The sequence below is a fragment of the Algoriphagus pacificus genome (assembly GCF_017254845.1).
GTDB lineage: Bacteria > Bacteroidota > Bacteroidia > Cytophagales > Cyclobacteriaceae > Algoriphagus > Algoriphagus pacificus.
Window position 1 is genome coordinate 74163 of record NZ_JAFKCU010000001.1, and the last position, 13837, is coordinate 87999.

25 protein-coding genes are annotated in these 13837 nt (G+C 40.9%); all 25 read right to left on the reverse strand.

The genetic code is table 11. The annotated features are described in order from the left end of the window. Positions 1 to 2: 2 nt before the first annotated feature. Positions 3 to 221, reverse strand: coding sequence for a translation initiation factor IF-1 (gene infA / locus J0A69_RS00315; protein ID WP_008202999.1), 219 nt, complete (start codon positions 219 to 221; stop codon positions 3 to 5). Position 222: 1 nt separating this feature from the next. After that, the gene (gene map / locus J0A69_RS00320; protein WP_206584532.1) at positions 223 to 996 is read right to left on the reverse strand and encodes a type I methionyl aminopeptidase; all 774 of its coding nucleotides are present in this window, start codon (positions 994 to 996) and stop codon (positions 223 to 225) included. Between the two features lies 1 nt (position 997). Next, the gene (gene secY, locus J0A69_RS00325) at positions 998 to 2320 is read right to left on the reverse strand and encodes a preprotein translocase subunit SecY (protein ID WP_206584533.1); all 1323 of its coding nucleotides are present in this window, start codon (positions 2318 to 2320) and stop codon (positions 998 to 1000) included. 4 nt (positions 2321 to 2324) lie between these two features. After that, entirely contained in the window at positions 2325 to 2771 is a 447-nt protein-coding gene (rplO, locus tag J0A69_RS00330; protein WP_206584534.1) for a 50S ribosomal protein L15, read from the reverse strand. A gap of 2 nt (positions 2772 to 2773) precedes the next feature. Beyond that, the gene (rpmD, locus tag J0A69_RS00335) at positions 2774 to 2953 is read right to left on the reverse strand and encodes a 50S ribosomal protein L30 (protein ID WP_074226890.1); all 180 of its coding nucleotides are present in this window, start codon (positions 2951 to 2953) and stop codon (positions 2774 to 2776) included. A 5-nt stretch (positions 2954 to 2958) separates the two neighbouring features. Then, entirely contained in the window at positions 2959 to 3477 is a 519-nt protein-coding gene (gene rpsE / locus J0A69_RS00340; RefSeq protein WP_074226889.1) for a 30S ribosomal protein S5, read from the reverse strand. Positions 3478 to 3483: 6 nt separating this feature from the next. Then, a complete protein-coding gene (gene rplR, locus J0A69_RS00345) occupies positions 3484 to 3834 on the reverse strand; it encodes a 50S ribosomal protein L18 (RefSeq protein ID WP_206584535.1) in 351 nt (116 codons plus the stop codon). A gap of 6 nt (positions 3835 to 3840) precedes the next feature. After that, a complete protein-coding gene (rplF, locus tag J0A69_RS00350; protein WP_206584536.1) occupies positions 3841 to 4398 on the reverse strand; it encodes a 50S ribosomal protein L6 in 558 nt (185 codons plus the stop codon). A gap of 9 nt (positions 4399 to 4407) precedes the next feature. Further along, entirely contained in the window at positions 4408 to 4803 is a 396-nt protein-coding gene (gene rpsH, locus J0A69_RS00355; RefSeq protein WP_206584537.1) for a 30S ribosomal protein S8, read from the reverse strand. Between the two features lie 82 nt (positions 4804 to 4885). Beyond that, positions 4886 to 5155, reverse strand: coding sequence for a 30S ribosomal protein S14 (rpsN, locus tag J0A69_RS00360; RefSeq protein WP_008203013.1), 270 nt, complete (start codon positions 5153 to 5155; stop codon positions 4886 to 4888). Between the two features lie 2 nt (positions 5156 to 5157). Beyond that, entirely contained in the window at positions 5158 to 5718 is a 561-nt protein-coding gene (gene rplE / locus J0A69_RS00365; RefSeq protein WP_206584538.1) for a 50S ribosomal protein L5, read from the reverse strand. Continuing rightward, positions 5711 to 6055, reverse strand: coding sequence for a 50S ribosomal protein L24 (gene rplX, locus J0A69_RS00370; protein WP_221444475.1), 345 nt, complete (start codon positions 6053 to 6055; stop codon positions 5711 to 5713). The genes rplE and rplX overlap by 8 nt, the downstream gene beginning before the upstream one ends. A 2-nt stretch (positions 6056 to 6057) precedes the next feature. Further along, a complete protein-coding gene (gene rplN / locus J0A69_RS00375) occupies positions 6058 to 6426 on the reverse strand; it encodes a 50S ribosomal protein L14 (protein ID WP_057939449.1) in 369 nt (122 codons plus the stop codon). A gap of 2 nt (positions 6427 to 6428) precedes the next feature. Beyond that, positions 6429 to 6692: a 30S ribosomal protein S17 gene (rpsQ, locus tag J0A69_RS00380; RefSeq protein WP_074226883.1), complete on the reverse strand. Its 264-nt coding sequence runs from the start codon at positions 6690 to 6692 to the stop codon at positions 6429 to 6431. A 19-nt stretch (positions 6693 to 6711) separates the two neighbouring features. Next, entirely contained in the window at positions 6712 to 6894 is a 183-nt protein-coding gene (gene rpmC, locus J0A69_RS00385; protein ID WP_206584539.1) for a 50S ribosomal protein L29, read from the reverse strand. Between the two features lie 6 nt (positions 6895 to 6900). Beyond that, the gene (rplP, locus tag J0A69_RS00390; RefSeq protein ID WP_184494596.1) at positions 6901 to 7320 is read right to left on the reverse strand and encodes a 50S ribosomal protein L16; all 420 of its coding nucleotides are present in this window, start codon (positions 7318 to 7320) and stop codon (positions 6901 to 6903) included. A 24-nt stretch (positions 7321 to 7344) separates the two neighbouring features. Further along, positions 7345 to 8076 (reverse strand): 30S ribosomal protein S3, encoded by a 732-nt coding sequence (rpsC, locus tag J0A69_RS00395; RefSeq protein ID WP_184494597.1) that lies wholly within the window; start codon positions 8074 to 8076, stop codon positions 7345 to 7347. 9 nt (positions 8077 to 8085) lie between these two features. Beyond that, positions 8086 to 8478 (reverse strand): 50S ribosomal protein L22, encoded by a 393-nt coding sequence (rplV, locus tag J0A69_RS00400; RefSeq protein ID WP_206584540.1) that lies wholly within the window; start codon positions 8476 to 8478, stop codon positions 8086 to 8088. A gap of 2 nt (positions 8479 to 8480) precedes the next feature. Continuing rightward, positions 8481 to 8759, reverse strand: coding sequence for a 30S ribosomal protein S19 (gene rpsS, locus J0A69_RS00405; RefSeq protein WP_074226879.1), 279 nt, complete (start codon positions 8757 to 8759; stop codon positions 8481 to 8483). A 2-nt stretch (positions 8760 to 8761) separates the two neighbouring features. After that, on the reverse strand, positions 8762 to 9586 hold the full coding sequence (gene rplB / locus J0A69_RS00410; protein ID WP_206584541.1) for a 50S ribosomal protein L2: 825 nt from the start codon (positions 9584 to 9586) through the stop codon (positions 8762 to 8764). A gap of 13 nt (positions 9587 to 9599) precedes the next feature. Next, a complete protein-coding gene (rplW, locus tag J0A69_RS00415; protein WP_074226877.1) occupies positions 9600 to 9887 on the reverse strand; it encodes a 50S ribosomal protein L23 in 288 nt (95 codons plus the stop codon). 4 nt (positions 9888 to 9891) lie between these two features. Further along, positions 9892 to 10521, reverse strand: coding sequence for a 50S ribosomal protein L4 (gene rplD, locus J0A69_RS00420; RefSeq protein WP_206584542.1), 630 nt, complete (start codon positions 10519 to 10521; stop codon positions 9892 to 9894). 4 nt (positions 10522 to 10525) lie between these two features. Next, on the reverse strand, positions 10526 to 11158 hold the full coding sequence (gene rplC / locus J0A69_RS00425; RefSeq protein WP_184494602.1) for a 50S ribosomal protein L3: 633 nt from the start codon (positions 11156 to 11158) through the stop codon (positions 10526 to 10528). 237 nt (positions 11159 to 11395) lie between these two features. After that, on the reverse strand, positions 11396 to 11701 hold the full coding sequence (rpsJ, locus tag J0A69_RS00430; protein ID WP_008203035.1) for a 30S ribosomal protein S10: 306 nt from the start codon (positions 11699 to 11701) through the stop codon (positions 11396 to 11398). A gap of 12 nt (positions 11702 to 11713) precedes the next feature. Continuing rightward, entirely contained in the window at positions 11714 to 13834 is a 2121-nt protein-coding gene (gene fusA / locus J0A69_RS00435) for an elongation factor G (RefSeq protein WP_206584543.1), read from the reverse strand. Positions 13835 to 13837 lie beyond the last annotated feature (3 nt).

Below are 13837 nucleotides of genomic sequence, written 5' to 3' on the forward strand. Positions count from 1 at the left end.
GTTTATTTATAACGATATACAATTCTACCTTTTGATAAATCATAGGGAGACAACTCTAATTTTACACGGTCTCCAGGCAAGATTTTGATGTAATTCATTCGCATCTTTCCGGAAATGTGTGCGATCAACTGATGTCCATTTTCTAGTTCTACCTTGAACATCGCATTTGACAATGCTTCAATGATAGTCCCGTCTTGCTCTATCGATGTCTGTTTAGCCATATTAGAATTTAAAATTCTCTTCTATGTATTTATGGGTCGTCAAAACCTCTGTTTTATCTTCAAATATTGCCACTGTATGCTCATAGTGGGCAGAAGGCTTCCGATCCGCGGTACGTATCGTCCATCCATCTCTTTCTTGTACAATGTTTCGTGTACCCAGATTCACCATTGGCTCAATTGCAATCACCATTCCTGCTTTCAGCAGGGGACCACTCCCTTTTTTGCCATAATTGGGAACTTCAGGGGCTTCGTGGAGATTCCTTCCTATTCCATGTCCTACTAGCTCTCGAACTACTGTGTAGCCTTTTGCTTCGACATATTTTTGGATCGTATTCCCTACATCTCCCAATCTGTTTCCAAAGACAGCTTGCTCAATTCCCAAGTAAAGTGAATCTCTGGTGGCTTTTAATAATGCAATAACAGAAGGGGAAACCTCACCAATGGGGTACGTATAAGCGGAATCGCTATGAAAACCTTGGTGAAAGACTCCACAATCTACTGAGATTATATCGCCATCTTTCAATTCATATTCGCTGGGAAATCCGTGAACAACAACTTCATTCACAGATATACAGAGTGAAGCAGGAAATCCATTGTAGCCCTTAAAAGAAGGTACTCCATCATGATCCCTAATAAACTCCTCAGCAATTTTATCTAGAAAAGAGGTCTTTACCCCTTCTTTGACATACTTGGCTACTTCCCCATGGGCTCTGCCAAGTATATCGGCACTTTCTTTAATTATATGAACTTCTTCTGAAGTCTTATAATGAATCATATTAAGCTACTTGGTAATTAGAAGGATTGTTCTTCAGATTACCACTTTTCATCATGCCTTCATAATGACGCATCAACAAGTAACTTTCAATTTGTCTCAATGTATCTAAGATTACACCCACCATAATCAAAAGGGATGTACCTCCATAGAATTGAGCAAACTCACCTCCAACACCTGCGATAATTGCAAGGGCAGGAAGAATAGCTACTGCTGCCAAAAGGATGGATCCTGGCAGAGTAATTTTGGAAATGATTCCATCAATAAACTCTGAAGTAGGAGCTCCCGGCTTAATGCCCGGAACAAATCCACCATTTCTCTTCATATCTTCTGCGATCTGCTCAGGATTAACCGTGATAGCCGTATAGAAGAATGTGAAAAGGATAATTAAGACTGCGAAAAGCAAGTTATACTGCCAAGATGTAAAATCACTGAAAGTATTACCAATGTAATTGGCAATGTCACTTTCAGCTGCCCAAATACCAGAAATCAAAGCTGGAAGAAACATCAAAGACTGAGCAAAGATGATCGGCATAACACCAGAAGCATTCACCTTGATAGGAATATACTGTCTCTGTCCACCATAAACTTTTCCTCCTACAACTTGCTTGGCATATTGAACAGGAATTCTACGAGTTGCTTCTGTCAAGGCAATTACCCCAACCACAACAAAGAACAATACCACTGCTTCAATTATCAAAAGCAACATCCCTGAAGTACCTTTCTCAAGTGTTTCCGCGATGATAGCACCTGGGAATCTAGAGATGATACCGATCATGATTAGCATTGAAATACCGTTACCGATACCTTTTTCAGTGATTTTTTCACCTAACCACATACAGAACATTGTTCCTGCAGAAAGTAAAACCAAAGAACTAAACATGAAAAGGGTTGTACTAACCATCACAGCTCCAGTTGGTAAGATAGTGGCACTTACGTAACCAATACCTTGCGCAATAGTGATCAGGATAGTTAATACTCGAGTGATCTGATTGATTCTTTTTCTCCCAGACTCACCCTCTTTTTGCATTTTTTGAAAATAAGGTACTCCGACAGTCAACAGCTGCAACACAATGGAGGCAGAAATATATGGCATGATGCCTAATCCGAAAATGGAAGCATTACTAAATGCACCACCTAGGAATGTATCTATCAATCCAAAGATGCCCTCTGCTGCGCCTTCACCTAATCTAGATGGATCGACACCAGGAAGAACAACGTAAGAACCCAATCTGAAGATAATTAGGAACCCGATGGTATTCAGGATCCTAACTCTCAGATCTTCGATAGAGAAAATATTCTTAACCGTCGAAATAAACTTTTTCATTTAATTAAATCTTGTTTACAGAACCACCGTTCTTCTCGATTGCTTCTGAAGCAGAAGATGAGAATTTGTGAGCGGTTACGTCTAATTTGGCCTTCAATTCACCTCCACCAAGGATTTTGATTTTGTCATTCTTAGAAGCTACTCCATGAGCTACTAGAGCCTCCATGTTGATAGCTGTTAAGTTGAACTCCTCAGCAAGCGCCTGCAAGGTATCCAAATTTACTGGTTTGAACTCAACCTTATTCAAGCTTTTGAAGCCAAATTTAGGAACTCTTCTCTGAAGTGGCATCTGACCACCTTCAAATCCAGCCTTAGACTTATATCCAGATCTAGATTTAGCACCTTTATGACCTCTTGTAGAAGTTCCACCTCTTCCAGAACCAGTACCTCTACCGATTCTTTTACGATTTTTTGTAGACCCTTCTGCTGGTTTTAATGTATGCAGTTTCATAATTAAGCTTCCTCCACTTTTACAAGGTGATTAACTTTATTAACCATACCAGCAATCTGCGGAGTGTTTTCAACAACAACAGACTTACTGATTCTTCCTAAACCTAAAGCAGTGATTGTAGCTTTTTGGTCCTTCGGACGGTCGATAGTACTTTTAGTTTGTGTGATTTTGATCTTTCCCATGATGATTATCCGTTAAAGACTTTTGACATTTTCACACCTCTTTGCTGAGAAACTGCGATAGCATCTCTCAATTGAGTCAAAGCATCAATTGTTGCTTTAACCACGTTGTGAGGATTTGATGAACCTTTGGATTTTGCAAGAACGTCAGTAACGCCAGCACTCTCCAAAACAGCACGCATCGCACCACCAGCAATAACACCGGTACCTGCTGCAGCTGGTTTGATCAATACAAAACCTCCACCAAACTTACCAATTTGCTCATGAGGAATGGTTCCTTTTAAAACTGGAACTTTCACCAAGTTTTTCTTAGCATCTTCGATGCCCTTAGTGATCGCGTCAGTTACTTCGTTTGCTTTACCCAAACCGTAACCAACTACACCAGCTCCATCTCCTACTACAACAATCGCAGAAAAAGAGAATCTTCTACCACCTTTCACCACTTTGGCTACTCTGTTAATAGCAACTACTTTTTCTTTAAGTTCTGTATCTGTAGCCCTGATAGGCTTTTTTCTTAGTTGAGACATAGTTGATTAAAATTTAAGGCCTCCTTCTCTGGCACCATCTGCCAAAGCTTTCACTTTACCATGGTACAAGTAGCCGTTTCTATCGAATACTACTTCGCTTACACCGTTTGCTACAGCTCTTTCTGCAAGTTTCTTACCTACTTCAGTTGCAATTGCGATGTTGGTGTTAGCTTTCGCTCCCAATTCTTTGGAAGATGCTTGTGCCAATGTCTGACCTTTAAGATCATCGATAAGCTGAGCATACATGCCAGTATTACTTTTGAAAACTGACAAACGAGGTCTGGAATCAGTACCAGAAATCTTTCTTCTGATACCCTGCTTGATTCTAAGTCTTCTGGAATTCTTATTAAATGCCATAACCTATTATTTTTTACCGGCAGTTTTACCAGCCTTACGTCTAACTTGTTCACCCACGAAGCGCACACCTTTACCTTTGTAAGGTTCAACTTTACGAAGACCTTTGATTTTGGCAGCTACTTGTCCGATCAATTCTTTGTCAATTGCCTCTAAAGTAATGATCGGGTTCTTACCTTTAGGAGTTTCTGTCTTTACAGCCACCTCAGATGGCAATGCAAAGAAGATACTATGAGAATAACCAAGGGAAAGTTCAAGAACTTGACCTTGATTCGTAGCCTTGTAACCTACACCAACAAGCTCCAAGTCTTTCTTGTAACCTTCAGAAACACCAATAACCATATTGTTAAGTAGTGATCTGTAAAGTCCATGCATAGACTTGTGTCTTTTGGAATCGGTAGGTCTGGAAACGACAATTTCATTGCCCTCCACTTTTACCTCAATATCGGGATTCACATCCTGAGTGAGTGTACCTTTTGGACCTTTAACAGTGACCAGCCCGTGAGCTGACACGTCTACAGTAACACCGCCAGGTAGATTTATTGGTTTTTTACCTATTCTAGACATGATAGTAAATTAATATACGTAGCAAAGTACTTCGCCCCCAACGCCTTCAACGCGGGCTTCTTTGTCAGTCATTACACCTTTAGAGGTGGAAATAATGGCGATACCTAGGCCATTGATTACTCTTGGAAGAGAATCATGCTTTGCATATTTTCTCAAACCTGGAGTACTTACTCTTGTAAGATTTACAATCGCGTTTTGCTTTGTTGTAGGATTGAATTTCAAAGCGATTTTAATAGTACCCTGAGGACCATTGTCTTCGAACTTGTAATTCTGGATATATCCTTTGTCGTGCAATACTTTTGTAATCTCCTTCTTAATGTTAGAAGCAGGTATCTCTACGATTCGGTGAGATGCTTTAATCGCATTTCTCAACCTTGTCAGATAATCAGCTATTGGATCAGTCATGATATTTATAAGTCTAGCTCCACCCTATTTGGGCGTGCAAAGTTACGAATTGATTTTTAGAATAAAAACTACTGTCGTTATTTTACCAGCTGGACTTAGTCACTCCAGGGATTTTGCCTGAAGAGGCCATTTCTCTGAAGGTTACCCTGTTGATACCGAATTTTCTCATGTAGCCTTTTGGACGACCAGTAAGTTTACATCTGTTGTGAAGTCTTACCGGTGAAGCGTTCTTTGGCAATTTGTCAAGTGCTTCATAATCGCCAGCTGCTTTCAGCTCAGCTCTTTTTTTAGCATACTTGGCTACCAGACGTTCTCTTTTTCTCTCACGAGCTTTGATGGACTCTTTTGCCATGACTATTCTTCTTTATTTTTGTTAACGAACGGCATTCCGAAAGCCTTCAACAACGCGTGGCTTTCCTCATCTGTTTTGGCAGAAGTCACAAATGTGATATCCATACCAGAGATTCTGTTCACCTTTTCGATGCTGATCTCAGGGAAGATAATTTGCTCAGTAACACCCAAAGTGTAGTTACCTCTTCCGTCAAATCCTTTATCAGAGATTCCTTTGAAGTCTCTTACACGTGGAAGAGCTACAGTCATCAATCTGTCAAGGAATTCATACATTTTCTGACCTCTCAAAGTAACTTTAGCTCCGATAGGCATACCCTCTCTTAACTTAAAGTTAGATACAGAAGTCTTAGCTTTGGTAGATACTGCTCTCTGACCAGTGATCAAAGTAAGTTCTTCAACTCCCTGATCTACCAATTTCTTGTCTGCTACTGCTGCACCAATACCTTTGTTTAGAACAATTTTGGTAAGCTTAGGCACTTGCATTACAGAAGAATATTGGAATTTCTCCTTCAAAGCAGGGACGATATCGTCCACATATTTTTGTTTGATTCTTGGATTAGCCATTGATCACCTCCCCAGTTTTCTTAGAGTATCTCACAAGTTTACCATTTTCACCTGCCTTACGACCTGTTCTGGTAGCTTCACCAGTTTTAGGATCTACAAGCATCAGGTTACTGATGTGCAAAGCAGCTTCTTTCTTTTCGATTCCACCTTGTGGTTTAGCAGCAGTTGGCTTCACGTGTTTGGTAATCATATTGATTCCTTCTACGAAAGCTCTTCTTTTTGCTGTATCTACAGAAAGTACTTTGCCTGTTTTGCCTTTGTCATCCCCAGAGATCACCTTTACAGTGTCACCGGTTTTGATATGCAGCTTAGGCTGCTTATTGAATTTTCTTTCCATGATTACAATACTTCAGGGGCCAAAGAAACGATTTTCATAAACTGCTTCTCTCTCAATTCTCTAGCGACTGGGCCGAAGATACGAGTGCCTCTAGGCTCATCATTGTTATTCAACAATACTGCAGCGTTGTCCTCAAATCGGATATATGAACCGTCTTTTCTTCTAATTTCTTTTCTGGTTCGTACGATAACCGCTCTTGAAACGGTACCTTTTTTCATGTTGCTGGAAGATAGGGCAGACTTTACAGTCACGACTACTTTGTCACCAATAGAAGCATAACGCTTCTTGGTTCCTCCCAATACACGGATCACCAATACCTCTTTGGCACCGGAGTTGTCCGCCACACTTAGTCTGGATTCTTGTTGTATCATGATTATTTAGCCCTTTCAATAATTTCAACTACTCTCCAACGTTTGTTCTTACTCAGCGGACGAGTTTCACTGATTTTCACGAGGTCACCTGGGTTACACTCGTTTTTCTCGTCATGAGCCATAAATTTGGTTGTTTTAGCAACAAATTTACCGTACATGGCATGCTTTACGCGACGCTCAACTGCAACGGTAATGGACTTGTCCATTTTGTTACTTACCACTTTACCAACTCTTTCTTTTCGAAGATTTCTCTCAATCGTAGCCATTTTCTTTTCTGTTAGCTAGTTATTTGGCAGCCAATGCAGTCTTCAATCTTGCGATCAGACGCTTGGTCTCGCGGATTCTATTAGGATTCTCTATAGGAGATATCGTATGCGCAAACTTAAGTTTGGTTAGATTCCCCTGCTCAGCGACAATTCGCTCGGCGATTTCATTAGCAGCAAGTGCTTGGATCTCAGTATTTTTCATAGTCTTCTATTCTACGTAATCTCTACGAACGATGAAATTTGTACTTACTGGAAGCTTTTGTTGAGCTAATCTCAATGCCTCTTTAGCAGTCTCCAGGCTCACGCCTGTAGCTTCGAAAAGGATCGTTCCTGGTTTGATAACAGCTACCCAATATTCTGGAGCACCTTTACCCTTACCCATACGAACCTCTGCGGGCTTTTTGGTTATAGGTTTGTCAGGAAAAATCCTGATCCAAACTTGACCTTCTCTTTTCATGGCTCTTGTCATCGCGATACGAGCTGCCTCGATCTGACGAGAAGTAATCCATCCTGCCTCCAGGGATTTGATGCCAAAGTTGCCAAAAGAAAGCGTGTGCCCTCTTTGTGCAATGCCTTTGACACGGCCCTTTTGCATTTTCCTATATTTAGTTCTTTTTGGCTGTAACATGAGTTCTCACTTAGTCGGTGAAAATTAGTTATTTCTTTTTCTGCGTCTTGGACCGTCGTTTCTCTTAGGGCCTGCATTACGTCCGCCTTTTGGCTCGTTTGCAGCTCCTTGATTCGGAGAAAGGTCTCTTTTTCCGTACACTTCACCTTTGAAGATCCATACTTTGATTCCGATGATTCCGTACACTGTTAGTGCTTCAGAAAGTGCGTAATCAATGTCTGCTCTCAATGTGTGAAGAGGAATTCTTCCTTCTTTGTACATTTCGGATCTTGCCATCTCGGCTCCACCCAGACGACCAGAAAGTTTTACTTTGATTCCTTCTGCTCCCACTCTCATGGATGCTGCAATGGCTTGTTTCATTGCTCTTCTGAAGGAAATTCTAGCTTGAAGTTGCTGAGCGATAGATTCACCTACCAATTTCGCGTCCAATTCAGGTCGCTTGATCTCAAAGATATTGATTTGGATATCTTTGCTGGTGATCTTCTTAAGTTCTTCTTTCAGCTTGTCTACTTCGGCTCCACCTTTACCAATTACAACACCTGGTCTGGCAGTATGAATGGTAAGAGTGATTCTCTTAAGCGTACGCTCAATGATCACCTTAGCAATCCCACCTTTAGGAATTCTGGCAAGGACGTACTTACGGATTTGCTGATCTTCGTATAGTTTTTCAGCGAAGTCTTTCCCACCATACCAGTTGGAATCCCAGCCTTTGACTACACCAAGTCTAAATCCTATTGGGTTGATCTTTTGTCCCATAGTCTGTTCTTAATTTGCCTTTTCGTTAGTTTCTACTACATCAGCGGTAACTGGCTCTGCATTGAACGCGTCAATAACAAGGGTTACATGATTTGATCTCTTACGGATTCTGTGGCCTCTACCCTGAGGAGCAGGTCTCAATCTCTTGAGTGATCTACCTTCGTCTACCATGATGGTTTTGATGTATAGATCTGCTTCTTCAAGTTTAGCGTCAGGATTTTTTGCCTGCCAGTTGGCAACAGCAGAAAGCAGTAATTTCTCTAGTTTCATAGCTCCGTGATTCGGAGTGAACTTTAAAATGCTAAGTGCATTCCCAACTCTCTTGCCTCTGACAAGGTCAGCCACAAGGCGCATTTTACGCGGAGAAGTAGGAACGTTATTTAATCTTGCGATAGCTTCCATGATTATCTCTTTCCTTTATCTTTTTTGGCAATGTGGCCTCTGAAATTTCTGGTTGGAGCAAATTCACCTAGCTTATGACCTACCATATTGTCTGTCACGAAAACTGGGATAAATTTATTTCCATTATGCACAGCGAAGGTATGTCCCACGAAGTCTGGAGAAATCATAGATCTTCTTGACCAAGTCTTGATGACAGATTTCTTGCCTGACTCGTTCATGACATCCACTTTCTTCACCAGGTGATGCTCGATATAAGGACCTTTTTTTAATGAACGTGCCATAATTATTTAGATCTTTTGCTGATGATGAACTTGTTTGAATACTTTTTAGGTGATCTGGTTTTTTTACCTTTAGACAAGAGACCTTTTCTAGATCTTGGATGTCCACCGGAAGAACGACCCTCACCACCACCCATTGGGTGATCTACTGGGTTCATCGCAACACCTCTAGTACGAGGTCTTACACCTAACCATCTTTTACGACCAGCTTTTCCAAGCACTACGTTCATGTGGTCTCCATTGGAAACAGTACCAACTGTTGCCATACAAACTCCAAGAACAAGTCTCATTTCACCAGATGGAAGTTTTACAGTTACGTATTTACCCTCACGAGCTACGATCTGTGCATATCCACCAGCACTTCTGGCCATTACTCCACCCTTACCTGGCTTCAATTCCACATTGTGTACAATAGTACCCAAAGGAATATTTACCAAAGGCATAGCGTTACCTACTTCTGGAGCAACTTGCTCACCGGAAATCACTGTTTGTCCCACTACCAAACCTTCCGGGGCGATAATGTAGGCCTTAGCTCCGTCAGCATAATAAAGTAGGGCTAGACGTGCTGTTCTGTTTGGATCGTATTCGATTGCCTTAACGGTAGCCGGTACACCAAACTTATTTCTTTGGAAGTCTACAATTCTTAGTCTTCTCTTATGACCACCACCGATATAACGGGCAGTCATTTTGCCTTCATTATTTCTTCCGCCTGATTTCTTCAAAGGAGCAAGAAGAGACTTCTCTGGCTTTGACTTTGTAATCTCGTCAAAAGCAGGAGCCACTCTGAATCTTGTCCCTGGAGTAACAGGCTTCAATTTTTTAATTGCCATGATATTGATTCAATTAAATTTCTCCGTAAAAATCAATTACCTGTCCGTCAGCTACTTCTACAATTGCTTTTTTGAAAGCATTGGTAAAGCCTGACACCACTTTGTTCTTGGTGTATCTTGTTTTATGCTTCGCAGCATATCTCATGGTTCTGATAGAAACCACATCCACACCGTATGTTTTCTCTACTGCATTCTTGATTTCTGGTTTTTTCGCAGTTTTCTCCACGATAAATCCATAAACGCCTTTTTCGTTCATGGCAGAAACCTTCTCAGTAATTAGGGGCTGCTTTAGAATATCCATTGTCTTATTTCGATAAAATGGTTTCCAACATACTTACAGAACCTTCACATATCACTAAGTGGTCAGCGTTAAGAACTTGGTAAGTATTTACATCATTTACAGTCACTACTTTTGACTTAGGTAGGTTTCTGCTAGACAAGTATACATTTTTGTTATCCTCAGGGATTACAACCAATGTCTTCTTATCAGCTAAAGCCAAACCACTCAAAAGTGCTAAATAGCTTTTAGTCTTTGGAGCATCAAATGAGATGTTTTCCAAAACCATCAGACTATTGTCTTTTACTTTATAAGCAAGAGCTGACTTTCTAGCCAACTGCTTCAACTTCTTGTTCAATTTGAAAGAGTAATCTCTAGGCTGAGGACCGAAAACTCTACCTCCACCTCTGAAAAGAGGAGACTTCAAAGATCCAGCTCTAGCACCACCGGTACCTTTTTGCTTTTTGATCTTCTTAGTAGAACCAGCGATTTCATTTCTTTCTTTTGACTTGTGAGTACCTTGTCTTTGATTGGCCAAGTACTGCTTCACATCCAAATAGATCGCATGATCATTTGGATCAATTGCGAAGATTGCGTCAGAAAGGCTCACCTTTCTTCCTGTATCTTCTCCTTTATGATTTATTACTGCTAATTCCATGGACTTATTTCTCTAGAATAACGAAAGAATTTTTAGGACCTGGCACTGAACCAGAAACCAACAGCAGGTTTTGCTCAGGGTAGATTTTCAACACTCTAAGGTTGATCACCTTCACTCTGTCACCGCCGGTTCTTCCTGCCATACGCATTCCTTTGAATACTCTTGATGGCCAAGAACAAGCACCAATGGAACCTGGGTGTCTCTGTCTGTTGTGCTGACCGTGAGTTTGACCACCCACACCACCAAAACCGTGACGTTTTACTACACCTTGGAATCCTTTACCTTTAGAAGTACCGATAGCATCCACGAAGTCTCCTTCGATAAATACTTCACCAGCCTTCACAGTAGCCCCTAGATCTACCTGGCCTTCAAACTCGACCCGGAATTCTCTGAACTCAACAACTTTTTGCTTTGGCGTTGTACCGGCCTTTTTAAAGTGACCGATCAATGGCTTTGGCGTATTTTTTTCCTTACGCTCGCCATATGCCAACTGCACTGCGTTGTACCCGTCTGTTTCAACGTTTTTTACTTGCGTCACTACGCAAGGACCAGCTTCTATTAGCGTGCATGCGACATTACGTCCATCGGCACTGAAAATGCTAGTCATTCCTACTTTTTTACCTATAATACCAGACATCTATAATAAGATAATTTGATAATTCACAAGCGTTTATACGCATGAGCCCTTTTAAAGGACTGCAAAGTTACTGAAATAAAATTCTGCAACAAATGCCAACTCGTATATTTTCAAACATTTAGAGATATTTTCATTCTTTAGATGTTTGAACACTTACTCATTTTATCAAAAGGTGATGATAGAAAAAGACCTGCACCAAAGCGCAGGTCTTATTTTAAGAAAATATTTAAGAGAAGATCAAACTTTGATTTCTACGTCAACTCCACTTGGAAGCTCGATTTTCATCAAAGCATCTACGGTTTTAGAGCTGTTTGAGTAGATATCCACCAATCTCTTGTAAGTACAAAGTTGGTATTGATCTCTTGCTTTTTTACTTACGTGTGGAGACTTCAATACTGTGAATTTCTCCTTCTTTGTTGGCAATGGAATAGGTCCCACGACAACTGCACCAGTGGCTTTAACAGCCTTTACGATTTTCTCTGATGACTTATCCACCAGGCTGTGATCGTATGATTTTAGTTTTATTCTAATTTTCTGATTCATCGCAAATATTGATTAGTCTTTCTGACCTTTTACTTTAGCAATTACGCCCTCTGCTATGTTATTCGGCACAGGCTCGTAGTGAGAGAATGTCAAAGAAGCCGTTGCTCTACCAGAAGAAATCGTTCTAAGGTCAGTGATATAACCGAACAATTCTGACAATGGCACTGCTGCTTTCACCACTGATGAAGTACCTTTGGTATCCATCCCTTTCATCAAACCTCTTCTTCTGTTCAAATCACCGGTAATTGGACCAGTATATTCGTCAGGAGTAACTACGTCTACAGACATGATTGGCTCCAACAATTGAGGCTTACATTTTTTAGCTGCTTCTTTAAAACCAATTCTAGCTGCCAATTCGAAAGAAAGAGCATCTGAATCGACGTCGTGGAAGGATCCGTGGAACAATCTAACTTTCATAGACTCTACTGGATATCCAGCCAAAGGTCCATTCTTCATAGATTCTGCAAATCCTTTCTGGATCGCAGGGATAAATTCCTTTGGAATCACACCACCTACGATACCATTGACAAAGTCAAGTCCTGGTTTAACCTCTCCAGTTTCTGGATCAGCATCTTTAGGTCCGATTTCGAATACGATATCAGCAAATTTACCTTTACCACCTGACTGCTTCTTATAAACTTCTTTATGTTCTACAGAACCGAATAAAGCTTCTTTATAAGCAACTTGAGGAGCACCTTGGTTGATTTCAACCTTGAATTCTCTCTTCAAACGGTCGATGATGATATCCAAGTGAAGTTCTCCCATACCTCTCAAGATAGTCTGACCAGTTTCGTGATCAGTATTTACTTGAAGTGTAGGATCTTCTTCTACAAGTTTAGCAATCGCCATACCTAGTTTATCTACGTCAGCTTGAGTCTTAGGCTCAATTGCATAACCAATAACTGGCTCAGGGAATACCATGGATTCCAAAACAACTTTACGGTTTTCAGCACATAGCGTATCACCGGTTTTGATATCCTTAAATCCAACTACCGCACCGATATCACCTGCTCTTAGGGCATCGATTTGGTTTTGTTTGTTAGCATGCATCTGGAATACTCTGGAAATACGCTCCTTATTGCCTGAACGGCTATTATAAACGTAAGATCCTGAATCCAATCTACCAGAGTATGCTCTTACGAAACATAGTCTACCAACAAATGGGTCAGTTGCGATTTTGAATGCCAAGCCAGCAAATGGCTCGTCTTCATTAGGAGTGATAACAACTTCTTTCTCTTCGTCATTCAAATCATGACCGATCAAGTTGTCTTTATCCAAAGGAGAAGGAAGTAATTCCATAACCAAGTCTAGCATGGTTTGAACTCCTTTGTTTTTGAATGAAGATCCACAAACCATAGGAACAATTTTCATGTCGATGGTTGCTTTTCTCAACGCATTAAGAATCTCTTCTTCTGTGATTGAGTCTGGATCATCAAAGAATTTCTCCATCAATGACTCATCGTAGTCAGCAACAGCCTCAAGCAAATGCTCTCTCCACTGCTCTACGTCATCAGTCATATCTTCAGGAATAGGAACTTCTTCGAAAGTCATTCCCATATCTTCTTCATTCCAAACGATGGCTCTGTTATTGATCAAATCAACAACACCTTTGAATTTATCTTCAGCACCGATTGGAAGTTGCAAAGGAACTGCATAGCTACCTAGCATTTCCTTCACTTGCTTACAAACCTCAAGGAAGTTTGCGCCTGCACGGTCCATTTTGTTAACGAAACCGATACGGGCTACTTTGTAATTATCAGCTAATCGCCAGTTAGTTTCAGACTGTGGTTCAACACCATCCACAGCACTGAATAGGAAAACCAAACCATCCAATACTCTAAGGGAACGGTTTACCTCAACGGTAAAGTCAACGTGTCCAGGAGTATCGATGATATTAATTTGATACTTGTGATCTCTGTAGTTCCAAAACACAGTTGTAGCAGCTGAAGTAATAGTAATACCTCTCTCCTGCTCCTGTGCCATCCAGTCCATGGTAGCTGCACCATCGTGCACCTCACCGATTTTGTGGGAAACGCCAGAATAAAAAAGAATTCGCTCAGTAGTTGTAGTCTTACCAGCATCGATGTGAGCGGCAATACCGATGTTTCTGGTATATCTTAAGTCTCTTGCCATCCT

Bases quoted from the DNA above. Each gene is read 5' to 3' on its own strand.
- fusA (WP_206584543.1), bottom strand. From the start codon at position 13,834: ATGGCAAGAGACTTAAGATATACCAGAAACATCGGTATTGCCGCTCAC.
- rpsS (WP_074226879.1), bottom strand. From the start codon at position 8,759: ATGGCACGTTCATTAAAAAAAGGTCCTTATATCGAGCATCACCTGGTG.
- rplE (WP_206584538.1), bottom strand. From the start codon at position 5,718: ATGGCTAATCCAAGAATCAAACAAAAATATGTGGACGATATCGTCCCT.
- rpsQ (WP_074226883.1), bottom strand. From the start codon at position 6,692: ATGGCTACGATTGAGAGAAATCTTCGAAAAGAAAGAGTTGGTAAAGTG.
- rpmC (WP_206584539.1), bottom strand. From the start codon at position 6,894: ATGAAAAATACTGAGATCCAAGCACTTGCTGCTAATGAAATCGCCGAG.
- rplF (WP_206584536.1), bottom strand. From the start codon at position 4,398: ATGTCTAGAATAGGTAAAAAACCAATAAATCTACCTGGCGGTGTTACT.
- rplP (WP_184494596.1), bottom strand. From the start codon at position 7,320: ATGTTACAGCCAAAAAGAACTAAATATAGGAAAATGCAAAAGGGCCGT.
- rpsE (WP_074226889.1), bottom strand. From the start codon at position 3,477: ATGTCTCAACTAAGAAAAAAGCCTATCAGGGCTACAGATACAGAACTT.
- rpsH (WP_206584537.1), bottom strand. From the start codon at position 4,803: ATGACTGATCCAATAGCTGATTATCTGACAAGGTTGAGAAATGCGATT.
- rpsC (WP_184494597.1), bottom strand. From the start codon at position 8,076: ATGGGACAAAAGATCAACCCAATAGGATTTAGACTTGGTGTAGTCAAA.
- rpsN (WP_008203013.1), bottom strand. From the start codon at position 5,155: ATGGCAAAAGAGTCCATCAAAGCTCGTGAGAGAAAAAGAGAACGTCTG.
- rplW (WP_074226877.1), bottom strand. From the start codon at position 9,887: ATGGATATTCTAAAGCAGCCCCTAATTACTGAGAAGGTTTCTGCCATG.
- rplO (WP_206584534.1), bottom strand. From the start codon at position 2,771: ATGAAACTGCATACATTAAAACCAGCAGAAGGGTCTACAAAAAATCGT.
- map (WP_206584532.1), bottom strand. From the start codon at position 996: ATGATTCATTATAAGACTTCAGAAGAAGTTCATATAATTAAAGAAAGT.
- rplV (WP_206584540.1), bottom strand. From the start codon at position 8,478: ATGGAAGCTATCGCAAGATTAAATAACGTTCCTACTTCTCCGCGTAAA.
- rplN (WP_057939449.1), bottom strand. From the start codon at position 6,426: ATGATACAACAAGAATCCAGACTAAGTGTGGCGGACAACTCCGGTGCC.
- rplX (WP_221444475.1), bottom strand. From the start codon at position 6,055: ATGGAAAGAAAATTCAATAAGCAGCCTAAGCTGCATATCAAAACCGGT.
- rplB (WP_206584541.1), bottom strand. From the start codon at position 9,586: ATGGCAATTAAAAAATTGAAGCCTGTTACTCCAGGGACAAGATTCAGA.
- infA (WP_008202999.1), bottom strand. From the start codon at position 221: ATGGCTAAACAGACATCGATAGAGCAAGACGGGACTATCATTGAAGCA.
- rplR (WP_206584535.1), bottom strand. From the start codon at position 3,834: ATGGCATTTAATAAGAATTCCAGAAGACTTAGAATCAAGCAGGGTATC.
- rplC (WP_184494602.1), bottom strand. From the start codon at position 11,158: ATGTCTGGTATTATAGGTAAAAAAGTAGGAATGACTAGCATTTTCAGT.
- rpsJ (WP_008203035.1), bottom strand. From the start codon at position 11,701: ATGAATCAGAAAATTAGAATAAAACTAAAATCATACGATCACAGCCTG.
- secY (WP_206584533.1), bottom strand. From the start codon at position 2,320: ATGAAAAAGTTTATTTCGACGGTTAAGAATATTTTCTCTATCGAAGAT.
- rplD (WP_206584542.1), bottom strand. From the start codon at position 10,521: ATGGAATTAGCAGTAATAAATCATAAAGGAGAAGATACAGGAAGAAAG.
- rpmD (WP_074226890.1), bottom strand. From the start codon at position 2,953: ATGGGAAAGATCAAAATCACACAAACTAAAAGTACTATCGACCGTCCG.